Origin of the sequence: Sphingobacterium sp. CZ-2 (assembly GCF_004526235.1) — a bacterium.
Taxonomy (GTDB): Bacteria; Bacteroidota; Bacteroidia; order Sphingobacteriales; family Sphingobacteriaceae; genus Sphingobacterium; species Sphingobacterium tenebrionis.
Genome location: NZ_CP038159.1, coordinates 2,014,219 through 2,030,803 on the forward strand (window position 1 = coordinate 2,014,219; position 16,585 = coordinate 2,030,803).

A 16,585-nucleotide genomic window follows, 5' to 3' on the forward strand; every position below is an offset into this window, starting at 1 on the left:
AATTCTCTAATATATCATAAATATACAAAAGGAATACAAACAAAGCGAATTTTGTAATCTTTTTTTATGTTTCAAAACACCGTTTTGAGGCAATTACTCCACAATTTTCAATTCGTCGATGATGTTTGTTGCTCCAGCGAACTTGTCGATGATGAACAATACGTATCGAATATCTACTGAAATTGTACGTTGCAATTTAGGATCGAAAATCACATCACCAGCCATTGCCTCGATGTTACCATCAAAAGCTAAGCCAATAAGTTCGCCATTGCCATTCAATACCGGGGAACCTGAGTTACCACCTGTGATATCCTGATCGCTCAAGAAGTTCACCGGCATGTATCCAGCTTTGTCTGCATAACGTCCATAGTCCTTATTTTCATATAGTTCCATTAAACGTTTAGGAAGATCGAACTCTTCATCACCTGCTTTGTATTTCGCGATCGTACCTTTCAAGGTCGTGTAATTATTTACTTTGGCGTCGTTGCGAGCATCCTTAGGAAGGGCACGAATGGTACCATAAGTTAAGCGTAAGGTTGAGTTTGCATCTGGGTAATATTTTCCTTTTGGATCCATTTCCAATACACCTGCAATGTACTTACGGGTAGCCGCTTGGAACTTATCCGTCAATGTTGCCAACTCCGGATTGCTCTCACGACTTTTTTCTACCAATGCATTAGAAATTTTTAACAAAGGATCGTTTGTAACTTTCGATGCATCTGGATTTTTCAAATAAGCTTCCAATTTCGCTTTAGAACCGAATATACTGTTATCAAATGCTTGTTGAACATCTGCTTGGAAATTACCATTGTTTTTGTTTGCCATCTCGCGGATGTATGGAGCAATGTTTCCTGCTTTTGCAGCATAAAGATTCAACTCATCTGCCAACACATCTACTTCCAACGGCATATAGGCCTTATCGTAATTGTCATTGATGAACGCTTGTAAACGTGTTGCTAATTCTGCACGTTTTGCTTGGTCTAAGCTAGCATATTGTTGCAATGCAGAACTTAATGAATAAGGTAGGGAAGCAAAAGTAGAAGAACGCATCATGCCTGTTAAATAGTTATCATGTCTAGCCTTTTCATTGGTTTTTGCATAATATTCATTAATCGTGCTGATCACATCGCCGTATTCTGCTTTATTAACTGCTTTGTTCGCCCATTTGTTGAATTTCTTCTCTTGTTTTGCTTTTGTAGCTGCGGTCTTGTGCTTCGTTAATGCATCGATCATCCCTTGTCTGTTTTTCCAGTAGTTAGCAACACCAGAATATTTAGAGGCATAATTGATCTTAACAGATTGGTCTTTATCCATGTATTTTTTCATGGCATCCATACCCACTTTCGAAGCTTCCACCCAAGCCGGGTAAGCGAATTTCACATTCTGATCGATACCTGCTGCATTCATCCAACGGTTGGTACGGCCAGGGTATCCTAAGATCATGGAGAAATCACCTTCTTTGATTCCTTTGATGCTGATCGGAAGGAAATGTTTTGGTTTCAATGGTACATTCTCTTTGGAGTATTCTGCCGGGTTACCGTTCTTATCACCATATACACGGAAGATCGAGAAGTCACCGGTGTGGCGTGGCCATTCCCAGTTATCGGTATCTCCACCAAATTTACCAATGCTGTTCGGAGGAGTACCTACTAAACGTACATCGGTATAATCTTGGTAAACGAAATAATAATATTCATTTCCGTTGAAGAAAGGACGTACAGAAACCACATATTTACCACCTTCACTATTCTCTGCCTGGATCTTTGCAATCTCTTGGTTAATGATTTTCTCTCTTTCCTTCTCGGTCATTTTATCATTTACCAATCCTAAAATACGTTTGGAAACATCATCCATACGAACGAAGAAACGAACGAATAAAGATTTAGGTTTTAGCTCTTCGCTATGGTTTTTTGCCCAGAAACCATTGGTTAAATGGTCGTTTTCAGGCGTAGATAATTCAGCGATGGCGCCATAACCACAGTGGTGGTTGGTGAACACCAATCCGCTTCCAGATACGATCTCTGCTGTACATCCACCGTTGAATTGTACGATCGCATCTTTTAGGCTGGAGTTGTTAATGCTGTATATCTCTTCAGCAGAAAGCTTCAACCCTTTTTTTTGCATGTCGGCCTCATTCATCTTTTTCAGATACATCAGGAACCACATACCCTCGTCCGCAAACGAGAAGGTGCTAACTAGGGTCAGCACACATAATAATACCAGTTTTTTCATATCAACCTATTTTGTAGTATCACAAATTTAGAAAAATGTTTCGCTATCTTTGCAAGGATGGCATCATTTGAAGATTTTAAACTCAACAAGCAGCTTCTCAATGCGGTTGCAGAAGCAGGCTATACCATTCCAACGGAAATTCAGGAAAAAGCAATCACCCCTGTTCTAGCAGGACAGGACGTGATGGGAATTGCCCAAACCGGAACGGGAAAGACTGCAGCTTATGTACTACCCATGCTGATGAAGCTGAAATATGCACAAGGCAATGACCCTCGGGCGCTTATCTTAAGCCCTACCCGGGAATTGGCTATGCAGATTGAAGAGAATATCCGTTTGTTCTCCACCTACCTGGATTTACGTACCGTATTATTATACGGTGGTCTAGGTCCTAAAACCCAAAAAGAAAAACTGGCAAAAGGCTGTGATATTATTGTCGCTACACCAGGTCGCTTCTTGGATCTTTACCTGGAAGGAGAGATCAATACAAAAAGCCTGAAGTTTTTGGTGTTGGATGAGGCAGACAAGATGATGGACATGGGATTCATCAGTAAAATCCATCGGATTTTGGAAATCGTGCCACGTAAGCGTCAAAACTTACTGTTCTCGGCCACCATGAGCGAATTAGTTCGTAAGATTGCAGGAGATTTCTTGGAATTCCCAACTGTAATAGAGGTGACGGAACAAGCTACACCCGCCAAAACAGTCGAACAAAGTCTATATCATGTACCTAATTTAAAGACGAAGCTGAATTTATTACAGCATTTCTTTAAGGATGATCAGGCTTTTACAAGGGTCATCGTTTTCTGTAAAACAAAAACCGTGGCCGATAATATATTTGGTTATCTGGAGCGTAAATATGGACCAGAAGCGGTGCGTGTGATCCACGCCAATAAAGGACAAAATACCAGGATCAATTCGATTAATTCCTTCAAAGAAGGATCAGTACGGATCTTGGTCGCTACGGATGTGGCAGCTAGAGGATTGGATGTGACCCAGGTAAGCCATGTGATCAATTTTGATGTACCGATCGTTATTGAAGATTATGTACATCGCATTGGCCGTACGGGAAGAGCCTATAATACTGGTGATGCGATTACCTTCTGTAATCCAGCTGAAGAATATTATGTCGCGAAGATCGAAAAGTTGATCAAGCAAACCATTCCAGTGAAGGAGATGCCAGCGGAAGTGGTACTGGAGAAAACACCGTTCGATGAAAAACAAGCAATTGCCCGTGAAATAGATAACCAGAAAAAGAAGGACGATCCTGATTTCAAAGGTGCTTTCCATGAGAAGAAATATGCCATGAAGATGAACAACAGAAAGTCGTCTGGCCGGGGGCCGGGAGCAAAGGGCGCAGGAAAAGGGAAAGGACCTAAGAAAGGGCCTTCAAAACCTGGAAAAAGAAGATGAAATTAACTCCCCTCAATATCACATTGGCCTGTATTATCGTATGGTCAATCTCTGAAATGGGCGATACAAAGGAACACTTGTTTTCCTGGGGATGGCTCATTTTGTTGATTGTTGTCCTGATTATTCTGGATATCCTGTTCCGATTATGGACCAAGGATGTCAAGAAATTATGGATGATGCAGATTGGCTTTGTGCTCGTAGTGGGGATCATTAGTATATTGATAAATACACAGTTTTAGATATGAAAAAAGCAGAAATAAAGCTCCAAGTAGAATTGGATGATAAGAATGTTCCAGAGCAGATCCTATGGAGTTCATCAGATGGCGAGTCAAGTGATGAATTGCCGGCAAAGGCTATGTTTTTAGCTTTATGGGATAGCCAATATAAAAATTCCATGCGTATTGATCTTTGGACCAAGGATATGCCGTACGATGAAATGAAAAGATTCTTTTACGAGACTATGCAAACCTTGGGCGATTCTTTCCTTAGAGCATCTGGAGGTGATCCAATGGCCGAAAAAGTAATTGCCGATCTTCGGGATTATTGTGCACATTATGCCGATAAAATGGAAATATTAGAACAACAGAATTAATTTCAACTATACACAACAATTAAGGACATGAATTATTTTTTGGTAAAGTCAGAGCCCTTCAAGTATAGTTGGGAACAGTTTAATAAAGATGGTGAAACTTTCTGGGACGGTGTTCGTAATTATCAAGCGAGGAACAACCTGAAAGCCATGAAAAAGGGTGATCTTGTTCTATTCTACCATTCCAATGAAGGGAAGGAAATTGTAGGTATGGCGAAGGTGGTCAAGGAATTTTACCAAGATCCAACGACCGAGGATGAGCGTTGGGTAGTGGTGGATCTGGCACCAGTTGAAACATTCAAGGTTCCCGTAACCCTGGAAACCATTAAAGCTGATCCACAATTGCAGGATATTGCCCTGGTCAGACAGGGACGATTATCGGTGATGCCCTTGAAAAGAGAAGAATTCGATCGATTGGTCGCTATGGGTACTGGCGAGTAGATCGGATAGCGTCGCTCATTCAATATCCATGTTTACACAGTGAATAGCCTTATTCACTCATTCTTTTTTAATCTCCTAAATATTTAATTTACCTTTAATAAGGATGTATGCAGACAGGCATAATGCCCATACATCCTTATTGACTAATAATATATGCTTTACCATGATAAAAGCGGTTATTTTGGATGATGAAAGCCGTGGGAGCACCTTGCTTCAACATAAGCTTCAGGATTTCATGGAGGTAATTGAAGTGATCGCTGTTTATAACGATCCCCAGGAGGCTTTACAACAAATAAGAAACCTCAAGGTCGATGTTGTGTTTCTGGACGTGGAAATGCCCATTATGAATGGCTTTGAATTCCTGGAAAGCCTTGGCCAGTTTGATTTTGAAGTCATCTTTGTAACCGCCTATAATATCTATACACTTGATGCGCTGAAGGCGAATGCGCTGGATTACCTGCTCAAACCTGTGGATATGGAGGAGCTCAGTAAGGCAATAGACAAACTGGAATCTAAAATCCAGTTGAAAGAGAAGATCCGGAAAATGGATTTTCACGAATCCAAACCAAATCCTGCTTTAAAAATGGCTTTGCCGACCTCCGAGGGGATACATTTAATTAAAAGAGAAGATATCCTCCGTGTAGAAGCCATGAGCAATTACAGTGTTTTCTACCTCACGAACCTCTCTAAGATCATGGTATCCAAAACGTTGAAAGAGTTTGAGGTTCAGTTGGAAACCGGTAATTTCCTGCGGATAAACCGAAGTATAATCGTAAATTTAGATTATATCATCAAATACAAAAAAGGCGATGGTGGTACAGTGGAGATGATTGATGGTTCAGAACTTGAAGTCTCCGCCAGTAAGAAAAACCTATTGATAGAACGATTATTTTCCACTTAAAACAATCTGTTTTGGCATGCAGGATATTCCTTTTGGTTGTTTTTACCTTTCTGTTTAACTCTACGATTGGGCAGGAAAGAACCTATAATTTTCTGCATTTTACGGTAAAAGAAGGGCTTGCCAGTGATCGGATTGCTGGGTTGGCGAAAGATAGCAAAGGGCTGCTCTGGATCAGTACAAAGAGGGGTTTATCCTATTTTGATGGACTCCGGTTTGTAGATGTCAACCTCAATTACGCCAAGGAAGCTTTTTCTAATAACCTGGGTCGAATTTCCATAGACCAAAAAGACCGTTTATGGATCACTACCCATAATCGTGGCCTACTCTGTTATGATCCGTCGCTTCCGCCAGATCAGGCGGTGAAGTCTTTTTATGCAAAAGTCTCCAATGGTGACCTGATCAAATCCGATCTGTACGATGTGCTGGCTGCTAAGTCTGGTCTTGTTTATTTTGGAGGGCAGGAAACCAATCTTCAGGTGTTGAATCCGGAAACTGGAGAGGTTTCTTTGGTTCACTTCCCTGGATTAACACGCCATACCTTTGCCAGTGTTTATTCCTTAGCGGAGGATCAGGAAGGTAATATATGGATTGGTACCCGGTATAATGGGTTACTGAAATATCATCCCAAAACCAAACAAACGTTATACTTCAACCTGGAAAATCCGGGTGAGAATGCGGTGTCCAGTTTTGCGCTTGCACCGGATGCGGTTTATGCAGGTTATTATGATCATGACGTGATCCGCTTGGATTATGACATGAAGCGATTTCAATCGCAATTGTTGCACTGGAACAAGAATAAAGATTTCTATGATAATTTTGCCAGTGCTTTGGCCTACCTTCCGAAGGAAGATCAATTGCTAGTTGGGCATAATGTTTGGGGTATGGAGATCCTTCATAGGCATAACGGTGAGATCGAACGTATCTCCTGGGATAAACTGATGCCTGAACTACCCAAACCTTCCCGGATACAGGAGATTCTGCCGGTTGAACAAGGCTATTGGATCGGTAGCGAATCGGGATTGTTTTTCTACGCCAATCCATTGAATACTGTTTCTACCTTGATTTCTAACCCCAAATATGCAACAGATCCCATTCAACATATCCGCAATTGGAGGGGAGATCCTTGGTATTTTACACAAACCACTTTTGGCAAGATAAGCCCAGATTTTAAGCAAAGGCTGAGCAGTTTTTCCTTGGATAGCTTAAAGATTAGTGCCATCCATGCGACCTCTTCAGGCCTATTGTTCTCCACTTACGATAAAGGAGTTTATCGTTTCGTGGAAGATAGAAAGAAACTGGAACCCTTGGAAATCATAGGCCATACCCATGGCTTTGGAAAGGCCGATTGCAATAAACTGATCGTGGATACCATCAAGGGAATCCCACATTATTGGATCGGATCCTGGAGCTCAGGACTCTATAAATATAATCTATCGAGCAAAACCATGGAACTTTACCATGAAAAGAATGGATTGCCCAATCAGAAAGTGATCAGTATTGGTAAAGATCCTCGGGGTGAAATTTGGATTGGGATGGATGGTTTTGGCCTGCTGTTATTAAAGAACAAGGAACACCCCGATAAGGCTTTTGAACAGTTCCGGTTCAATGAAAAAAAGGAGAATGCTTTAGAATCGAATACCATATTCTCATTCTTTACCGACAGTGATGATCGGTTTTGGTTCAGCAATCTGCAAACGGGGATAGGAGAAATCATCAAGCAGGGCAACACCTACGAGTTCAAACAATATCGGGATGATCATGCTTTACCATGGTTGCATGCCAAGCGCATGTTAGAGGATGGAAATAAACTGATCTGGATGAGCACATCTGATGGTACCATGGTTTTTGATAAGAAGAACAAACAATTCCATCAACTTTTGCCAGGTAAGGGCATATATCCTGCGGAACATATTCATACCTTTGATGTTTACCTCCGAGGCCAAACCTTGGTTTGGTGCACCGATAAAGGATTGATAATTGGAGATCTTCGATCACTACCTTTCCAACAGCAACCGAAAAACCTTAGCCCCATCCTGAGTAGGCTTATGGTCTCTCATCAGGATCAATCCTACCGATTGAGAAAGGATAAACTCGTATTCGCCGCCAAAGAGAACAATTTTTCCCTATCCTTTTCGATTCCCGAACAGGTCACCGGCCAACCGTTGAAGTTTGCCTATCAATTAAAGGGGCAGGATGAGGACTGGGTAGTAGCCAACACTGAGCAGACCGCCTATTACAATAATCTCAAGGGTGGAGAGTATGTATTTGCGGTAAAAGTAGGGGATAGGTTTGGTAATTGGTCTTCCGAGGTATTGGAAATCCCTATCCAGATGAAATCCTTTTGGTATGCTACGGGCTGGTTTAAAACCTTGCTGGCGCTTTTCTTCCTATCTGCCATAATCCTGTTCTTCGCATATCGTATCCATCAGCAAAAGAAAATAAACCGTATCCAGGCAAATTACAATGAAAAGTTAGAGGAGGAATTGGCCTTAAAGGTAGAAACGATAAAAATACAGGCAGCCGACATTGAAAGGGAAAAACAGGATAAGATGGAAAAGGATTTCAAACAGAAGTTGTTTGAAAGTGAACTGAAAGCCATACGCTCGCAGATGAATCCGCATTTCATATTTAATGTACTGAATTCTATTGAGGCCTATGTCGTGGAAAATGATAGCAGGAACGCCAGTAATCTGATCCAGAAGTTTTCATCCTTGAGCCGGATCGTGCTGGAAAATTCCCAATATTCCATTGTTTCCATCAATTCAGAGATCCAATTGGTCCGTTTGTACCTGGAATTGGAACAGCATCGATTCAATCATGCTTTTGATTTTGAAATAGTCTATGGAAAAGAATTAGATGAAGAGATTAAGATCCCTTCTATGCTGATCCAACCTTTAGTGGAGAATGCCGTGCATCATGGGATACGGCATCTTAAAGATAAACAGGGCAAAATCCTGATTCGTATGGAAGTGGATGAAGATCAGGTGATGATCTGGATCTTAGATAATGGCGTAGGATTCCAAAATAAAAAACCGAACAAACCGAATGTTTTTAAATCCACCTCCTTTGGGATCAAGGGAATACAGGAACGGATCCATATGATCAATGAGAATTATCCTACGCCTCTTGCCCATCTATTATTTGATGAAGCACATAAAGAGCCAGGGTACACGACTCAAGTTGCTATTTTCCTACCTCGGAAATAGCAACTCAGCAGTTAGCTTTATGCAGGATCTTTCGGTGCAAACAACTTAACCAGGTTTTTGATCTTCGTTGCATTCTCTGGTTTTAGTTTACCAGCCAATAAAAGTCTTAATTCTCTTCGTTGTTGCGCCTCCTCAAACAGGATCTTTTCCGTATCCGTCTCCGAGATCAATGCAGGGATAGGCTTTGGCTTTCCCTCTTCATCGATGGAAACAAAGGTATAATAAGCCTCGTTGGACTTTACTTTCGTCCCTTGTGGAAGGTTCTGTGCAAAGATTTCCATGCGTACCTCTACAGAGGTATTGAAGGCACGGGTTACCTGTGCCTGAATAGTAACCACCTCACCCAATTTGATGGACCGTTTAAACGATACATTATCCACAGAAACGGTGACAACCTGATTATTACAATGTTTTTGTGCCGCCATGGCCGAACAGATATCCATCCAGTACAATAAGCGGCCACCCATTAGATTGCCGAAGGTATTGGTATCGTTGGGTAGCACCAACTCGTTCATTTCTGTATAAGATTCTCTAGCAAATTTCTCTTGCATCATTATTTCATGTAAAATTTGATCTGTTGATCGATTAAAGGAAGCGAATCACGAAAGGAAGTAGGTTGATACCCCAGTTCTTTCTTCGCTTTATCAAGTATAAACCCCGTTTTTTGCGGACGGTTTTCCGATTGGCCAATTTCTCCCGCACTGATCGGGCTGATCAGGGATTTATCATATCCCCAGTAATCAGCGATCTCCTGTACGGCTTCTAAAACCGAATACATCTTTTCGCTGGAAATATGATAGATGCCGGTTGCCGATTTTTCGATGCACAAGATACAGGCATCCGCTAAATCATCCACCCAGGTAGGCATCCGCCATTGGTCATTAACCACCTTGATGGCCTCATTGGCTCCTAATTTTGATTTAGCCCATAACACCAGATTGGATCTTTTTTTATCGGCAATAACGCCATAGACCAAGATGGTTCGAAGAATAGCCGCTTTGGCAGAAGAAGCCAAAATGATCTGCTCAGCCGCTACTTTACTCGCGCCATAGGCATTGCAGGGATTGGTTTCATCGATCTCTTTATAAGGCCCATTTTTGCCATCAAATACAAAATCCGTGGATAGAAAGGTTAAATGGATATTATTTTTTTCTGCAGCTTCCAATAGCAGCTCCACCACATCCACATTCAGCTTTTGACATCCTACTGGATCCTGTTCGCAGGCTTCCACGGCGGTCATCGCTGCAGTATGTAGGATATGGGTCGGTTGGAATTCCTCCATCAATTCTATTAAGCCCTCCTTATCCAGAAGGTCCAGTTGGACAAAGGTATAACCTGTATTGTTCGGATTGCGATTGGGCGATTGAGAAGTGCAACAAAGCGTATAATTTGTTTTTTCAAGAATAAAATCCGAACACTTTTGTCCCAAGAAACCATTTGAACCTGTCAATAGCACCCTAGTAGAAGAATTCCCTAATTTGTCCATATAAAATCCATTTTAGGTTGTTTCATCGAATTATCGATTACATCGATTTCTAATTTTAGGATAGCTTCTAAAGCCTTGTAATCTATTTTATCCGCATCATCCGTTGGTTTGTGGTAATCATCATGACCACCGGTGTGAAAGAATAAAACAGGGATATTTTTACGATAGAAGGAGGTCTGATCGGATCCGCCATTCCCATCTTTGCTCTTGTTGAATTTAATGCTACTGCTGATGCCATCAAATATCTTAGGAAAGGCCGAGCTAGTGCCATATCCGATAACCGCCAATCCATTTTCCGGTTGGTATCGGCCGATCATATCCATGTTCAACATCCAATGTATGTTCTCCAATGGAATGGTCGGTTTTTCTGTGAAATGTTTCGAACCCAATAAGCCCAGTTCTTCCGCTCCAAAACCTATGAACAGAAAATTGAATGCCTCTTGAATGTTATTGCTGGAATAATGTCTTGCCAACTCCAATAAACCGGCAACGCCGGAAGCATTATCATCTGCACCATTATGGATTTTTCCTACGCCCAAGGAATCTCTTGATCCGCCAATATGGCCATAACCCAAATGGTCGTAATGCGCCCCAATAACAATGGTATAGGGAGATTGGTTGTCTATAAAGCCTATGATATTATCCGATGGTCTTTCTGGGTCTGCTACTTTTTTACGGGTAACTTTAGCAAGAAAGGGCTGCCGGTATCCTTGTTCGCCTTTGGGAAGCAGACCATATTTTTTGAAATGTTTCTCTACATAATCGGCTGCTTTCAAAGATCCTTCCATACCCGTTTCCCGACCTTTCATCTTATCGGCAGAAAGGTATTCGATATGTTTTTTAAGGTTCTTTACTTGTACTTGAGCCTGTGCCTGTGCCTGTGTAAGGCTAACAAAGCAACAGCTAAGGATAATGGATGCCACAACAAATGGCTTTCGGAAATTTATCATGACCAAATATACATAATCCAAAAAAGGAAGGAGGTCCTAATCCATGAATATATGGTTAGTAGCAACGAATTAATCTTCTACGATCTCTGAATTCACATTTGAATTTTCCACATGCTCTTCTTTGAAATAGCGTTTTTGGAAAATCAAGATCATGATAACCCCCACGGTGATGGCGGAGTCAGCGACGTTGAAGATCGGGCTGAAGAACTGGAATCGTTCGCCACCCCAGAATGGGAACCAATCCGGAAAGGTGCCATTGATCAATGGAAAATGCAGCATATCGACCACATAGCCATGTAAAAAGGTAGCATAGCCACCGCCTTCAGGAAATAATACCGCTTTTTGGAAAGGGGTACTTTCGCTGAATATCATACCATAAAATGCAGAATCGATGATATTTCCCATGGCACCGGCAAATATCAGGGCTACATTCAGGATAAAACCACGGTTATACTTATTCTTGATCATGTAATGCAAGCCATAACCGATACCGATTACAGCGATGATACGAAACACGCTAAGAAATAACTTGCCATATTCTCCACCGAATTCCATGCCATAGGCCATTCCAGGGTTTTCGATAAAATGAATCAAAACCTTGTCGCCAATCACTTTGAATTGTTGGTTAATGGTCATGTTCAGTTTTACCCAGAATTTAGAAATCTGGTCGATCAATAAAATGATGGTAATGAGTAATACGGGCTTGGTATATCCTTTCATAGTACATAAAAAATGGTCTTTGCGCAATTACAAAGACCATTTGTTTTTAATCTTTCGCTTAATATTGTTTGTTTTTTGCCTCGATACTTAAGGTAGTATGAGGTACTGCTTTCAATCTTTCTTTTTGAATAAGCTTTCCAGTCTCTCTACAGATTCCGTAGGTTTTGTTCTCGATGCGCACTAAAGCCGCCTCTAGGTTATCGATGAATTTTTTCTGACGTGCTGCCAGTTGGTTGATCTGCTCTTTTTCCAAAGTTGCCGATCCATCTTCCAATGTTTTGTAAGTACCTGCTGTATCATCAGTGCCGTTCGCATTGCTGTTGCTCAATGATTTGGTCAACGAGGATAATTCCTCTTTGGCAATACGTAACTTCTCAAGAATTATTGCTTTAAACTCCTGTAATTCAGCATCACTGTACCTTGTTTTCTCTGTGTTTCCCATACTTTAAATTTTTTCTATTAGTAGCAATAAATTCTCTCCATTAATCTCAACGGTGTCTCCATTTGCCAGTGTACCGTCGATTTTAAGACTGTTGGCTAAAATTTCCGTACAAATATACGAGAAATTATTTTGTACAGCTTCTTGAATTTCAGTATTTTGACTAATAGTTACATTTATGCGGTCGGTAACTTCAAAACCTTTGTCTTTTCTTAAGTTCTGGATACGATTAATGAGCTCACGAGCAAGACCTTCCTCTTTTAATTCTTGGCTAATATGGATGTCCAAAGCAACCGTTAAACGACCAAGATTGGCCACTTGCCATCCTTCTACATCTTCGGCAATAATTTCCACATCCTCTGTAGTAATGCTGTATGCAGTACCTGGAAGCTGGATTTGACCTTGGATTTCCAGTTCGTTCAATTGTTGGGCATCCAATGCCTGAATAGCTGCACTTACTGCTTTCATATCCTTTCCGACTTTAGCACCCAAAACCTTAAAGTTAGGTTTTACCTTTTTCTTGATGATGCCGGTCGTATCGGTAATGAACTCCAGGTTTTTGATGTTCGTTTCGGAAAGTATCAAATCTTTTACTTTCTCCACCTTTTCCTGGAAGGCGTTGTCCAATACCGGAACCATGATCTTTCCTAAAGGTTGACGAACATTGATACCCGTCTTTTTACGTAGGGATAGGGTCAAGGAAGAGATATCCTGCGCCAAAGCCATACGCTCTTCCAGGTCTTTATCAACTAAATCAGCATGGTAGGCAGGATAATCTGCTAAATGTACCGATTCGAAGTTTTCTTTTTTCGTAGCAGCGTTTAGATCCAGATACAGTTGATCTGCAAAGAATGGCGATATAGGTGCCATCAATTTGGCAATCGTATCCAAACAGGTATAAAGGGTCTGATAGGCCGAGATCTTATCCTGGCTATATTCCCCTTTCCAGAAACGACGACGACATAAACGTACATACCAGTTACTCAAATGCTCATCCACGAAAGTCTGTATCGCACGTGCCGCTTTGGTCGGTTCGTAATCGGCATAGAATTCATCCACCTCTTTGCTCAAACTGTTCAATAAGGAGATGATCCATCTATCGATCTCCGGACGATCCTGGATAGCGATATCCGGCTCAGCATAACTGAATTTGTCGATGTTCGCATATAAGGCGAAGAAGGCATAGGTGTTGTAAAGCGTACCGAAGAATTTACGGCGTACTTCATCCAATCCTTCTTCATTGAATTTCAGGTTGTCCCATGGAGCAGCATTGCTGATCATGTACCAACGGGTTGCATCCGCAGAGTATTTTTCGATGGTCGCAAATGGATCCACACCATTACCCAGGCGTTTGGACATTTTGTTACCATTTTTGTCCAGTACCAAGCCGTTCGAAACGACGTTTTTGAAGGCTACTGAATTCTTGAACATGGTCGATATCGCGTGAAGGGTAAAGAACCAGCCACGCGTTTGATCTACTCCCTCAGCAATAAAATCTGCCGGGAAAGCAGAGAAATATTCGTCTTTGAACGGCTGAGGATCACCTTTCGCCAATTTATCGTAGTCTAATCCCCATTGTGCATACGGCATGGCTCCAGAATCAAACCATACATCGATCAAATCGGGTTCACGGTATAATTTCTGACCGCCTTCTGATACCAGGATGATATCATCCACATAAGGACGGTGTAGATCCAATTCATCCGTACCGAATTTATCCAGATAGGCCTTGTTCACTCTTTTTTCATCTGCTGAAAGCACATCAGTCGATAGGGAAGCTTCCAACAAAGATCTCAATTCCGGCATGGAGCCTACGCAGATCTCTTCGTTTTCGTCCTCACTTCTCCAGATCGGAAGAGGAGTACCCCAGTAACGAGAACGGGAAAGGTTCCAGTCGACCAGGTTTTCCAACCAGTTTCCGAAACGTCCGGAACCCGTAGCTTCAGGTTTCCAGTTGATGGTTTTGTTCAAAGCCACCAATTCTTCCTTACGTGCGGTAGTTTTGATGAACCAGCTATCTAAAGGATAGTAAAGTACCGGTTTATCCGTTCTCCAACAGTGAGGATAGGTGTGCTCATATTTTTTGACATCAAATGCCTTGTTGTCTTCTTTCAGTTTGATGGCGATCAGTACATCCGTAGGGCGGAAATCCTTATCGGCTCTTTCTTCTGCCGAATAGTATTCCTCTTTCACGAATCGGCCAGCAAAATCAGTTACTTCCTTCACAAAACGACCGGTTTTGTCTACGGTAGGAACATCTTTTCCGAACTCATCTTTCACCATGATAGCAGGCACCCCATTTTCGCGGGCTACCCTAAAGTCATCGGCACCATAAGTTGGTGCAGCATGAACGATACCTGTACCATCTTCCGTGGTTACAAAATCGCCAATGATCACGCGGAAGGCTTTATCAAGCAATTCTTCGGAGCTGATGTATGGCAATAATTGATGATATCGCAATCCCGCTAGTTCTTCCCCTTTGAATTCTGCAGCGATTTCCCAAGGGATAACTTTATCGCCTAGGCTGTAGTCCTGGAAGGATACTTGTTGGCCTTCGGCCTTGAAGTGTTTCGGGATCAATGCCTTCGCCAAAATTACGGATACTGGAAGACCGGTGTACTGGTTGAAGGTGCGGATTTTTACATAATCGATGTTCTTACCAACAACCAATGCGGTGTTGCTTGGTAGCGTCCATGGCGTGGTGGTCCAGGCAATGAATGCGACATCTTCCTCTGGAGATTCCACTAGGCTGTCCAACATCGGATGGATCTGTTGTTTATCCAATCTGAATTCCGCAACGATCGTGGTATCCTTTACATCCTTATAGGTACCAGGCTGGTTAAGTTCGTGCGAACTCAAGCCCGTACCTGCAGCCGGAGAATACGGCTGGATGGTATAGCCTTTGTATAAAAGCCCTTTTTTGTACAGATCTTTCAATAAGAACCAAAGGGTCTCGATATATTCGTTCTGGTAGGTGATGTACGGGTTTTCCAGATCTACCCAATACCCCATTTTCAAGGTAAGGTCGTTCCATACATCGGTGTATTTCATGACTTCCTTGCGACAGGCATCGTTGTACTCTTCCACAGAGATCTTTTTGCCGATATCCTCTTTGGTGATTCCCAAGGTTTTTTCCACCGCCAGTTCGATCGGAAGACCATGGGTATCCCAACCACCTTTACGTTTTACCTGGAAACCTTTCAAGGTTTTATAACGACAGAAAATATCCTTGATCGCACGCGCCATCACATGGTGAATGCCGGGCATTCCATTTGCTGAAGGCGGGCCTTCATAAAAGGTGTATGGTTTGCTGGCAGGGCGATTGGAAATACTTTTTTCGAATATATTTTCGTTTTCCCAACGTTTCAATACTTCTTTGCCGATCTCTGATAGATTTAACTGCTTATATTCCTTGTACATCAAATTCCTATTCTAAATTTTAAGGTCGCTAATTTAATGAATTAAAAGCACATAAAAAATGCCCCTATCGGAGCATTTATATTCTTTATTCGTGTTTTTATGCGCTGAAACTACTGCCGCAGCCACAAGTACTGGTGGCATTGGGGTTATTGAAGGTGAAGCCACGGGCATCTAATCCAGATTTGAAATCGATTTCCATTCCGGCCAGGTAAAGGCCATGTGCTTTGTTCATGAACAAACGGATGCCATTCACCAGGTATTCCGAATCTCCCTCTTTCTTTTGGTCAAAGCCCAACATATAGCTCATGCCGGAACATCCACCACCTTCTACACCAACACGAAGCCCGAAGTCTTCGGAAATTTCTTGTTGATCAATCAGTTTTTTTAGCTCTTTCACAGCTCCTTCGGTTAAGGTTACGGGTGCTGCTGTTGATATATTTTCTGTTGACATGTCTTTTTCTTATTGTTTATTGTTGCAAATTTAAGCATTTTGAAAGGGATTTGGATATAGGGGGAGTTTTATGACAATTTGCCGACTTGCTTCGCTGCGAAAGTAGGGTGAAAGTAATGTAAAAGTATGTATTTAGTATGGTATGGGTTTAAAAACATGCTTTTTTCTTGGTTTAAGTGTGCTTAAACCAAGATTTTAAGGTTTGAAAGTGCGTTTTATATGGATAAATGTTAATATTTGGCATTAAATGTTGAGCGTACTACATGTCATGGCATACTGAGCGCCCTCCATGTCATGTTGAGCGTAGTCGAAACATCTGTTCGCTAGTAACCGTAGAGAT

General features: G+C 41.8%; 14 protein-coding genes. 6 read left to right on the forward strand and 8 right to left on the reverse strand.

What is annotated here, in order from left to right:
* Positions 1 to 93 precede the first annotated feature (93 nt).
* Positions 94 to 2,232 carry a S46 family peptidase gene (locus tag E3D81_RS08910; protein WP_134777188.1) on the reverse strand — a complete coding sequence of 713 codons (2,139 nt, stop codon included), beginning with the start codon at positions 2,230 to 2,232 and terminating at the stop codon, positions 94 to 96.
* 57 nt (positions 2,233 to 2,289) lie between these two features.
* Here E3D81_RS08910 and E3D81_RS08915 point away from each other — a divergent pair, with 57 nt between their 5' ends.
* The 6 genes from E3D81_RS08915 (at position 2,290) to E3D81_RS08940 (ending at position 8,779) form a co-directional block, all read left to right on the forward strand.
* Positions 2,290 to 3,642: a DEAD/DEAH box helicase gene (locus E3D81_RS08915; RefSeq protein ID WP_134777189.1), complete on the forward strand. Its 1,353-nt coding sequence runs from the start codon at positions 2,290 to 2,292 to the stop codon at positions 3,640 to 3,642.
* Positions 3,639 to 3,881: a hypothetical protein gene (locus E3D81_RS08920; RefSeq protein WP_134777190.1), complete on the forward strand. Its 243-nt coding sequence runs from the start codon at positions 3,639 to 3,641 to the stop codon at positions 3,879 to 3,881. The genes E3D81_RS08915 and E3D81_RS08920 overlap by 4 nt, the downstream gene beginning before the upstream one ends.
* Before the next feature lie 2 nt (positions 3,882 to 3,883).
* A complete protein-coding gene (gene gldC / locus E3D81_RS08925) occupies positions 3,884 to 4,234 on the forward strand; it encodes a gliding motility protein GldC (RefSeq protein ID WP_099365950.1) in 351 nt (116 codons plus the stop codon).
* A gap of 27 nt (positions 4,235 to 4,261) precedes the next feature.
* Complete coding sequence (locus E3D81_RS08930; protein ID WP_099365949.1) at positions 4,262 to 4,672, forward strand: EVE domain-containing protein; 411 nt, start codon at positions 4,262 to 4,264, stop codon at positions 4,670 to 4,672.
* Between the two features lie 163 nt (positions 4,673 to 4,835).
* On the forward strand, positions 4,836 to 5,573 hold the full coding sequence (locus E3D81_RS08935; RefSeq protein WP_134777191.1) for a LytR/AlgR family response regulator transcription factor: 738 nt from the start codon (positions 4,836 to 4,838) through the stop codon (positions 5,571 to 5,573).
* Positions 5,574 to 5,584: 11 nt separating this feature from the next.
* On the forward strand, positions 5,585 to 8,779 hold the full coding sequence (locus E3D81_RS08940; protein ID WP_134777192.1) for a sensor histidine kinase: 3,195 nt from the start codon (positions 5,585 to 5,587) through the stop codon (positions 8,777 to 8,779).
* A 17-nt stretch (positions 8,780 to 8,796) separates the two neighbouring features.
* Here E3D81_RS08940 and E3D81_RS08945 read toward each other — a convergent pair whose 3' ends face one another.
* The 7 genes from E3D81_RS08945 to E3D81_RS08975 all read right to left on the reverse strand — a co-directional run bounded on the left by E3D81_RS08945 (position 8,797) and on the right by E3D81_RS08975 (position 16,245).
* Positions 8,797 to 9,330 (reverse strand): acyl-CoA thioesterase, encoded by a 534-nt coding sequence (locus tag E3D81_RS08945; protein WP_134778420.1) that lies wholly within the window; start codon positions 9,328 to 9,330, stop codon positions 8,797 to 8,799.
* 2 nt (positions 9,331 to 9,332) lie between these two features.
* Positions 9,333 to 10,265, reverse strand: a complete 933-nt coding sequence (locus E3D81_RS08950; protein WP_134777193.1) for an SDR family oxidoreductase — start codon at positions 10,263 to 10,265, stop codon at positions 9,333 to 9,335.
* Complete coding sequence (locus tag E3D81_RS08955) at positions 10,253 to 11,215, reverse strand: M20/M25/M40 family metallo-hydrolase (RefSeq protein WP_134777194.1); 963 nt, start codon at positions 11,213 to 11,215, stop codon at positions 10,253 to 10,255. Before E3D81_RS08955 ends, E3D81_RS08950 begins: the two co-directional genes overlap by 13 nt.
* 69 nt (positions 11,216 to 11,284) lie before the next feature.
* Positions 11,285 to 11,935, reverse strand: a complete 651-nt coding sequence (locus tag E3D81_RS08960) for a lipoprotein signal peptidase (RefSeq protein ID WP_099365943.1) — start codon at positions 11,933 to 11,935, stop codon at positions 11,285 to 11,287.
* 58 nt (positions 11,936 to 11,993) lie between these two features.
* The gene (locus E3D81_RS08965) at positions 11,994 to 12,377 is read right to left on the reverse strand and encodes a TraR/DksA family transcriptional regulator (protein WP_099365942.1); all 384 of its coding nucleotides are present in this window, start codon (positions 12,375 to 12,377) and stop codon (positions 11,994 to 11,996) included.
* 3 nt (positions 12,378 to 12,380) lie between these two features.
* Positions 12,381 to 15,794 carry an isoleucine--tRNA ligase gene (gene ileS / locus E3D81_RS08970; protein ID WP_134778421.1) on the reverse strand — a complete coding sequence of 1,138 codons (3,414 nt, stop codon included), beginning with the start codon at positions 15,792 to 15,794 and terminating at the stop codon, positions 12,381 to 12,383.
* A 97-nt stretch (positions 15,795 to 15,891) separates the two neighbouring features.
* Positions 15,892 to 16,245 (reverse strand): HesB/IscA family protein, encoded by a 354-nt coding sequence (locus E3D81_RS08975; protein ID WP_134777195.1) that lies wholly within the window; start codon positions 16,243 to 16,245, stop codon positions 15,892 to 15,894.
* Between the last annotated feature and the right edge of the window lie 340 nt (positions 16,246 to 16,585).

What these genes read in the sequence shown, in the direction of transcription:
- E3D81_RS08945 (WP_134778420.1), bottom strand. Translation starts at nt 9,330, where the DNA reads ATGCAAGAGAAATTTGCTAGAGAATCTTATACAGAAATGAACGAGTTG.
- E3D81_RS08975 (WP_134777195.1), bottom strand. Translation starts at nt 16,245, where the DNA reads ATGTCAACAGAAAATATATCAACAGCAGCACCCGTAACCTTAACCGAA.
- E3D81_RS08965 (WP_099365942.1), bottom strand. Translation starts at nt 12,377, where the DNA reads ATGGGAAACACAGAGAAAACAAGGTACAGTGATGCTGAATTACAGGAG.
- E3D81_RS08915 (WP_134777189.1), top strand. Translation starts at nt 2,290, where the DNA reads ATGGCATCATTTGAAGATTTTAAACTCAACAAGCAGCTTCTCAATGCG.
- E3D81_RS08950 (WP_134777193.1), bottom strand. Translation starts at nt 10,265, where the DNA reads ATGGACAAATTAGGGAATTCTTCTACTAGGGTGCTATTGACAGGTTCA.
- E3D81_RS08960 (WP_099365943.1), bottom strand. Translation starts at nt 11,935, where the DNA reads ATGAAAGGATATACCAAGCCCGTATTACTCATTACCATCATTTTATTG.
- ileS (WP_134778421.1), bottom strand. Translation starts at nt 15,794, where the DNA reads ATGTACAAGGAATATAAGCAGTTAAATCTATCAGAGATCGGCAAAGAA.
- E3D81_RS08910 (WP_134777188.1), bottom strand. Translation starts at nt 2,232, where the DNA reads ATGAAAAAACTGGTATTATTATGTGTGCTGACCCTAGTTAGCACCTTC.
- E3D81_RS08955 (WP_134777194.1), bottom strand. Translation starts at nt 11,215, where the DNA reads ATGATAAATTTCCGAAAGCCATTTGTTGTGGCATCCATTATCCTTAGC.
- gldC (WP_099365950.1), top strand. Translation starts at nt 3,884, where the DNA reads ATGAAAAAAGCAGAAATAAAGCTCCAAGTAGAATTGGATGATAAGAAT.
- E3D81_RS08920 (WP_134777190.1), top strand. Translation starts at nt 3,639, where the DNA reads ATGAAATTAACTCCCCTCAATATCACATTGGCCTGTATTATCGTATGG.
- E3D81_RS08935 (WP_134777191.1), top strand. Translation starts at nt 4,836, where the DNA reads ATGATAAAAGCGGTTATTTTGGATGATGAAAGCCGTGGGAGCACCTTG.
- E3D81_RS08930 (WP_099365949.1), top strand. Translation starts at nt 4,262, where the DNA reads ATGAATTATTTTTTGGTAAAGTCAGAGCCCTTCAAGTATAGTTGGGAA.